This window comes from Microbacterium sp. BF1 (assembly GCF_019279095.1).
Classification (GTDB): Bacteria; Actinomycetota; Actinomycetes; order Actinomycetales; family Microbacteriaceae; genus Microbacterium; species Microbacterium maritypicum.
Window position 1 is genome coordinate 1 of sequence record NZ_JAGYWT010000100.1, and the last position, 6,736, is coordinate 6,736.

Annotated in this window: 9 protein-coding genes; 7 read left to right on the forward strand and 2 right to left on the reverse strand. The window is 67.1% G+C overall.

What is annotated here, in order from left to right:
• The first annotated feature begins 281 nt into the window (after positions 1-281).
• The 4 genes from KZA10_RS05495 (at position 282) to KZA10_RS05510 (ending at position 3,624) form a co-directional block, all read left to right on the forward strand.
• Positions 282-1,904 (forward strand): sodium-dependent transporter, encoded by a 1,623-nt coding sequence (locus KZA10_RS05495; RefSeq protein ID WP_218682372.1) that lies wholly within the window; start codon positions 282-284, stop codon positions 1,902-1,904.
• Positions 1,901-2,035, forward strand: coding sequence for a methionine/alanine import family NSS transporter small subunit (locus KZA10_RS05500; protein ID WP_082524373.1), 135 nt, complete (start codon positions 1,901-1,903; stop codon positions 2,033-2,035). The genes KZA10_RS05495 and KZA10_RS05500 overlap by 4 nt, the downstream gene beginning before the upstream one ends.
• 90 nt (positions 2,036-2,125) lie before the next feature.
• A complete protein-coding gene (locus KZA10_RS05505; protein ID WP_218682373.1) occupies positions 2,126-2,761 on the forward strand; it encodes a GyrI-like domain-containing protein in 636 nt (211 codons plus the stop codon).
• A gap of 62 nt (positions 2,762-2,823) precedes the next feature.
• Positions 2,824-3,624 (forward strand): DUF1206 domain-containing protein, encoded by an 801-nt coding sequence (locus KZA10_RS05510; RefSeq protein ID WP_055869829.1) that lies wholly within the window; start codon positions 2,824-2,826, stop codon positions 3,622-3,624.
• A 19-nt stretch (positions 3,625-3,643) separates the two neighbouring features.
• On the opposite strand, the gene KZA10_RS05515 is transcribed toward KZA10_RS05510, so the two are convergent.
• Both KZA10_RS05515 and KZA10_RS05520 read right to left on the reverse strand, forming a co-directional pair.
• A complete protein-coding gene (locus KZA10_RS05515; protein ID WP_218682374.1) occupies positions 3,644-4,291 on the reverse strand; it encodes a LysE family translocator in 648 nt (215 codons plus the stop codon).
• A gap of 76 nt (positions 4,292-4,367) precedes the next feature.
• Positions 4,368-4,760 carry a nuclear transport factor 2 family protein gene (locus tag KZA10_RS05520; RefSeq protein WP_055876889.1) on the reverse strand — a complete coding sequence of 131 codons (393 nt, stop codon included), beginning with the start codon at positions 4,758-4,760 and terminating at the stop codon, positions 4,368-4,370.
• 90 nt (positions 4,761-4,850) lie between these two features.
• Here KZA10_RS05520 and KZA10_RS05525 point away from each other — a divergent pair, with 90 nt between their 5' ends.
• From KZA10_RS05525 to KZA10_RS05535, 3 genes are all read left to right on the forward strand, one after another.
• Positions 4,851-5,231 (forward strand): helix-turn-helix domain-containing protein, encoded by a 381-nt coding sequence (locus tag KZA10_RS05525; RefSeq protein WP_055869835.1) that lies wholly within the window; start codon positions 4,851-4,853, stop codon positions 5,229-5,231.
• 131 nt (positions 5,232-5,362) lie between these two features.
• Positions 5,363-5,704, forward strand: a complete 342-nt coding sequence (locus tag KZA10_RS05530; protein ID WP_256934453.1) for a hypothetical protein — start codon at positions 5,363-5,365, stop codon at positions 5,702-5,704.
• A gap of 339 nt (positions 5,705-6,043) precedes the next feature.
• Entirely contained in the window at positions 6,044-6,454 is a 411-nt protein-coding gene (locus tag KZA10_RS05535) for a dehydrogenase (protein ID WP_218682375.1), read from the forward strand.
• Positions 6,455-6,736: the final 282 nt, after the last annotated feature.

The following is a 6,736-nucleotide window of genomic DNA, read 5'->3' on the forward strand; positions in this document are numbered from 1 at the left end:
GTGTCTCCGGGCTCATCCCGAGCAGCCCGGCGACGTGACGGACCGCGCTCATCATGTTCGGGTGCGACGGTCGCGTCTCCGCGAGCATCCGCAACGCCCGCTCACGCATCTCCGGCGAATACTTCCTATTCATCGTGTTCCATCCTTGCTTGAAGAACGGAACGAAAGTCAGGCCGATTCACAAGAACCCCCGCTCAGGCGGGGGTTTTCTCGTTGGTTCCTGCGCGGGGGAATCCGGTGTCGAGTGCGAATCGGGCCTGCCCTCGGGTAGTCTCGCCCGCATGGCAACCGCAACGACGCAGACCCACAAACGCGAGGCGTTCAGCTCGCGGAACGTGTTCATCCTCTCGGCGATCGGCTCCGCGGTCGGCCTCGGCAACATCTGGCGGTTCCCCTACGTCGCCTACGAGGGCGGCGGCGGTGCGTTCCTGATCCCGTACCTGTGCGCCCTGCTCACGGCCGGCATCCCGCTGCTGTTCTTCGACTACGCGATCGGCCACCGTTTCCGCGGATCGGCACCGCTGGCGTTCCGCCGCATGCACCGCGCTGCCGAGCCCCTCGGCTGGTGGCAGGTGCTCATCTGCGTCGTCATCGCCGTCTACTACGCGGTGATCATCGCCTGGGCGGCCATGTACACCTGGTTCTCGGCCCAACTCACCTGGGGTGCGGGCAACGAGAACGACTTCTTCTTCATCGACTTCCTGCGCTCGGCCGACGTCGCCGAGGTAGGCGTGTCCACCGAGTTCGTGCCGCAGGTCGGCATCCCGCTCGTCGTGGTCTGGCTGATCGTGATCGTCATCATGGCGCTGGGCGTGAAGCGCGGTATCGGCCGGGCGAACATGATCCTGATGCCGTTGCTCACCATCATGTTCGCGATCCTCGTGGTGCAGTCACTGTTCCTCCCGGGTGCGATGGACGGCCTGAACGCGTTCTTCACCCCGAACTGGGAGGCTCTGGCCGATCCCGGGGTCTGGGCATCCGCCTACGGCCACATCTTCTTCTCGCTGTCCGTCGCCTTCGGCATCATGGTGACCTATTCCTCCTACCTGAAGCGCAAGACCGATCTCACCGGCTCCGGACTCGTCGTCGCGTTCGCGAACTCGGGCTTCGAGATCCTCGCCGGGATCGGTGTCTTCGCGGCTCTCGGCTTCATGGCGCAGGCGCAGGGCACGGAGGTCGCCGGCGTCGCATCCTCCGGCATCGGACTCGCCTTCATCGCCTTCCCGACGATCGTGTCGCAGGCGACGGGCGGGTCGATCATCGGGGTGCTGTTCTTCGGGGCACTGGTGTTCGCCGGTGTCACCTCTCTGATCTCGATCCTCGAGGTGATCGTGGCCGCGCTGCAGGACAAGCTCGGCTGGGCTCGGGTGCGCACCACGCTCACGGTCGCGATCCCGCTGGCGATCATCTCGATGGCGCTCTTCTCCACGACCACGGCCTTGTCGGTGCTCGACACGGCGGACGCCTTCGTCAACTCCTTCGGCATCATGGCGGTCGCGCTGGTGGCCGTGATCATCGTGGCCTGGCTACTGCACAAGCTGCCGGTGCTGGTGGAGCACCTGAACCGGCGCTCCAGCTTCCGTGTGGGGACGATCTGGAAGGTGCTCGTCGGCGTTCTCGCGCCGGTGGTGCTCGGATACCTCTTCATCAGCGAACTGATCGCCAAGGCCTCCGAGCCGTACAGCGGCTACCCCGGCTGGTTCCTCGCGATCTTCGGCTGGGGGATGGTCATCGCGCTGGTCGTGCTGGCTCTGATCCTGTCGGCACTGCCGTGGAGCGGGCGCTCGCACGCGAAGGACGATCCCGAGTACGACGAGTTCCTCTCGAAGGAAGAATACGAACCGGATGCGGAGACCTCGGCGATCCCGCTGATCGACACGACCACGAAGGGAGCCGGCGCATGACCACGACAGCGATCGTCATGATGATCATCGCGATGGTCACGGTCTGGGGCGGCCTCGTCGCCGGGATCGTGAACCTCGCGCGCCATCCCGAGGAGTCGGAGACCGAGCCCGCGCCGCCCGTCGAACTCTGACGGTGCGCTGACGGTGCACTGACGGCGCCGTTCGAGGGACCGGCGTCCGCCCCCGTGCGACACTGGGCCCACGGACCAGGGAGGCACATCATGGTGGCCATCGATCCCAAGAAGACACTCGACGCGTATCGGGCGAAGCGGGGGGAGTTCCGCATCGTCGAGGTGCCGCCCCTGCAGTACCTGATGATCGACGGTGCGGGGGATCCGAACACCTCGCCCGCCTACCGGGACGCGGTGTCTGCCCTGTTCCCCGTGGCGTACGCATTGAAGTTCGCGAGTCGGAGCGAGCTCGGCGTCGACACCGTGGTGATGCCCCTCGAAGGGCTCTGGCATGCACCAGACATGGAGTCGTTCACCTCCCGGCGCGACAAGTCGGCATGGATGTGGACGTCGATGATCATGGTCGGCGACCACATCACCTCGTCGATGTTCGCGCACGCCGTGGAATCCGTGGCGCAGAAGGCGGCGAAGAAGAAGGAGCCGATCCCGGCGCTGGATGCGGTGCGGCTCGAGACGCTCGAGGAGGGGACCTGTGTGCAGACGCTGCATGTGGGTCCGTTCGACGACGAGGGTCCGGTGCTCGACGACCTCCACCACCGGTTCATTCCCGAGAACGGTCTGCAGATGCGCGGACGCCACCACGAGATCTACCTGAGCGATCTGCGTCGCACCGACCCTGCGAAGCTGCGCACGATCCTCCGGCAGCCGGTGACGCGGGGCGTCTGAGCGGTGGGAGCCGGGAACGCAAGCCCCTCCGCGGCCTCCCGTACGACGGATACGCTTCAACGATGAGCACGGTCAAACACGTGGCGCGCGTCGCCAAAGGGTCCTCCGCATTCCGGCGGATCGCCCGTGCCGGATTCGTCGTCCTCGGCCTGATCCACGTCATCATCGGGTCGATCGCGATCTCCATCGCCGCCGGCGCCTCGGGCGACGCCGACCAGGACGGTGCGATGGAGCAGATCCGCCAGAACCCGGTCGGAGGACTGCTGCTCGTCTTCGTCGCGGCCGGTCTGATCGCGCTGGCCGTATGGCAGATCGCGAGCGCGTTCCTCGCCGCCGACCCGGCAGAGACCAAGAAGTGGGGTCAGCGCGTCAAGCTCTTCGGCATCGCCCTCGCCTACCTCGTGGTCGCCGGCATGGCGCTCATCTACGCCGTGGGCGGCAACGCTGATTCGGAGACCGCCTCGAAAACCCTGAGCGCGATCCTCCTCTCGGCACCGGGAGGGGTCGCGCTGCTCGTCGTGGTCGGTCTCTCCGTGGTCGGAGTCGGGGTTGGATTCGTCGTGGGCGGATTCACCCGCGGCTTCGAGAAGCTGCTCGATCTGCCGTCGGGGGCCGCGCGCGGCGGCATCGTGACGCTGGGCGTGATCGGCTACTTCGGCAAGGGCGTCGCGGTGGCCGTGACCGGGGTGCTCTTCGTCGTGGCTGCCGTCACCCAGGACCCGGAGAAGGGCGCAGGGCTCGATGCCGCCCTGCACAGCCTGCTCGAGCTGCCCCTCGGTGGACTCGTCCTGGGAGCGGTGGGAGCGGGTTTCGCGGTGTACGGCGTCTTCTGCATCGCTCGGGCCCGCTTCGCGCGCATGTGACCGCGACCTCCGAGAGCGCTCAGGCGGTCGCGGGCTTCTCGCTCCACACCAGCAGGAAGGCTCCGAGCGCGATCATCAGTCCTCCGCCCGACGCGCCCATCGCCTCGATGCGTCCAGGCGAGCGGCCGAACCAGTCGCGGGCGGCGCTCGCGAGGAGCACCCACACCGCATCGCAGGTCACACCGATCGTCACGACGATCGCCCCGAGCAGGAAGAGCTGCGCGGGAACGGACCCGGCATCCAGGTCGACGAACTGCGGCAGGATCGCGAGGAAGAACGCGATGGACTTCGGGTTGGTCACCCCGACGACGAAGCCTTCGGCGAACAGCCGCCACCCCGAGCGTCGCGTGGGTGCCGATGCCATCGCTCTCGCCGCGTCCTTGCGGTGACGGATGGCCTGGATGCCGAGGAAGATCAGGTACCCGGCGCCGAGCACCTTGACGATCGTGAACAGCGCGACCGACTGCGCGATCACCGTCCCGACGCCGAGCGCCACGGCCACGACGAGGAGGATGGACCCGACCGCCGTGCTCAGGATGCTGAGGAAGCCGCCCATCCGCCCGAGCGCCATCGCCCGCCCGATGGTGAACAGCACGGTGGGCCCGGGGATCACGACCATGACGAAGGCTGCGACGACGAAGGCGAGCAGCGTGTCCTGGGCGATCATGGGATGAGCCTAGACGCGGAGGCACCGGACGGTCGAGCTCCCGATCGTCCGGTGCCCGCGACCAGCGGCCGCTCGATCAGGCCGTTCCCCAGAAGCGGTCCTCGGCCTCCTGGTCCTCGCTCATCAGCCAGACCTCGGCGATCCGGCCGTCGGCGACCCGGAAGACGTCGACCCCGTGCTGGTCGAGATCCTCGTGCCCCTCGCGCTGGGCGCGGAAGCGCACCGTGGCCGAGACGAGGCTGCCGCTCTCGGTCGCCGATTCGGTTTCGAGTGCGAACGTGCCGCCGCTCAGCTGCATGAAGCGACCCAGGTGCGCGAGGATCGCGTCCGGTCCGACATGGTCCCCGGACACCTGGTTCGCCCCCGGCTGGTGCCAGACGGCATCCGGATGGAAGGTCGCGGCCAGCGCTTCCATGTCTCCGGCGGCCATGGCCGCACCGTACTGTCCTACGACGTCGATAGCCGACATGATGCTCCTTCTCGATGGGTCGGTACTGTGGAGCATCCAGCGTCTCGACAGCGGCGCGGTTACTTCAACGTCACCCGGAAGGAGCGGCGAATGTCGAGCACGTGGACGGTGTTCTCCGCCAGCTGCCCCTCGCGCGCCTCGCTCGCGCGCATCGCGAACAAATGGACGGCGATGATCGTCGTGCTCCTGCACGAGCAGCCGTTGCGCTTCGGCGAACTGCACACCCGGATGGACGGGATCGCGAAGAAGGTGCTCGTCGACACGCTTCGTGCTCTCGAACGCGACGGGATGCTGGACCGCGCGGTCGGCGAAGACGGCCATTCGCGCTACCTGCTCACCCCGCTCGGACGCACCCTGTACGAGCCGCTCCAGGCTCTGCAGGTCTGGGCCGAGTCGCATGTGGAGGATGTGCGCGAAGCGCAGGACCGCTACGACGAGGTCGCCGACGCGAAGATGCTCGACGGGCACTGACCGCCTGCGCCCACCCGTCGCCCACAGGTGGGAAACTGGAACGATGAGCGTTTCTCCCGGTGTCGACGTGATCGCCCCCTTGAACGAGGCCGAGGTGCGGCGCATCAGACTCTGACACGTACGCGGCCGGGGTGCTGCCGAAGCTCTCGATCTCGCTGACGAACAAGGGCGCCAAAGACTGCACGATCGATGTGGGGTCGACGACCCAGGTCTTCACGATCTCCAGCGGCGCCGATGTCTGGTGGCGTTCGACCGACTGCCAGGAGAACCCGAGCAGCATGATCGCCACGCTCACGGCGGGCACCACGGTCACGAGCAAAGACCCCGTCACCTGGGATCGCACTCGGTCGAGCGTCGAGACGTGCGCGCAGGAGAATCGACAGCGGGCACCGGGCGGAGGGGCTTCGTACCACGTGGAGGTTTCGATCGGCGGGTTCACGAGCCCTTCGAGCGCGCAGATCCTGCTCTACTGAGGCCCGCTGAGTTTCGAAGCGAACTCCGAAGACGCTCTTCGAAAATCGTCGCAAGTCGGCGCTGTTGCTACGAAATCGGGCGATGTTTGCCGCCGTCGGCGCGCGATGCTGACAACGGTGACTCTTTGGGATACCATAGAAGCGACTCTCCGCATCTGCGGCACCAAGCCATCCCCAGTGGCGTCGAGCTACAGCGTCCCCAGCGCTTCGACACCGCCGCTCGAGAGTCCGAGGGCCCTCTCGAGTACCCCAGTCCCCAATGTGGGACTCGAGAGGGCCCCAATCGTCTCCACGGCCGAATCGGCGCTTCGCGCTTCGTGCCGTGAATAAGCTGGACACATGGCAGCGAAGAAGGCGAAGGCCTCGAAGAACAAGCCCGCACCCGAGGACTTCCGTTCGGATGCCCTGGCGCAGGCCCTGGAGAACCAGGACGTCGCTGCGGTCGCTCTCGCCCTCCGCCACGGCACCACGGTCGTACCGCTGATCAAGCCCGGCGCACGCGACAACCCGCTCGACAGCGGTGAGGTGTGGACCTACCGCGACCCGAAGACCGGCGACCTCGCGCTGCTGCTGTTCAGCGACGCGAAGAACAAGCCGGCCAACCTGCCCCCTGGCGTCGGCATCTACGGTGCCGACTGGCTGCGCAAGTTCCTCGCCGCACACCCGATCACGACGGTGTTCCTCGACATCGCCGGCCCTCACCCCATGCAGGCGGACCCTGCCGAGCTGCTCAAGGCGCTCGACGCCTGAGAGCCCCGACGGTTCGCGTCAGAACGGCGGGATGTCGCGATCGGAGCGGCGTGACGTGTTGCGCGCCCGCACATCGCCGAGCGCGGCGCGGAGTGTCTTCGAACGGTCGTCGACCACCTGCTCGTATCCCAGGCGTGCGGCCTCGGACCTGAGGGCTACGCCGCCGGTTCGATCATCTCCTATCGGATGTGGGACATCGATGAGGAGGCGATCAGATGACGTGGAGCACGATCGTCGCAGCGGCGGCGCTGGGCGCGATGCTCACGCTCGGAGTGACGCCCG

Coding starts and splice junctions, on each gene's coding strand:
- KZA10_RS05495 (WP_218682372.1), top strand. CDS start 282: ATGGCAACCGCAACGACGCAGACCCACAAACGCGAGGCGTTCAGCTCG.
- KZA10_RS05500 (WP_082524373.1), top strand. CDS start 1,901: ATGACCACGACAGCGATCGTCATGATGATCATCGCGATGGTCACGGTC.
- KZA10_RS05505 (WP_218682373.1), top strand. CDS start 2,126: ATGGTGGCCATCGATCCCAAGAAGACACTCGACGCGTATCGGGCGAAG.
- KZA10_RS05510 (WP_055869829.1), top strand. CDS start 2,824: ATGAGCACGGTCAAACACGTGGCGCGCGTCGCCAAAGGGTCCTCCGCA.
- KZA10_RS05515 (WP_218682374.1), bottom strand. CDS start 4,291: ATGATCGCCCAGGACACGCTGCTCGCCTTCGTCGTCGCAGCCTTCGTC.
- KZA10_RS05520 (WP_055876889.1), bottom strand. CDS start 4,760: ATGTCGGCTATCGACGTCGTAGGACAGTACGGTGCGGCCATGGCCGCC.
- KZA10_RS05525 (WP_055869835.1), top strand. CDS start 4,851: ATGTCGAGCACGTGGACGGTGTTCTCCGCCAGCTGCCCCTCGCGCGCC.
- KZA10_RS05535 (WP_218682375.1), top strand. CDS start 6,044: ATGGCAGCGAAGAAGGCGAAGGCCTCGAAGAACAAGCCCGCACCCGAG.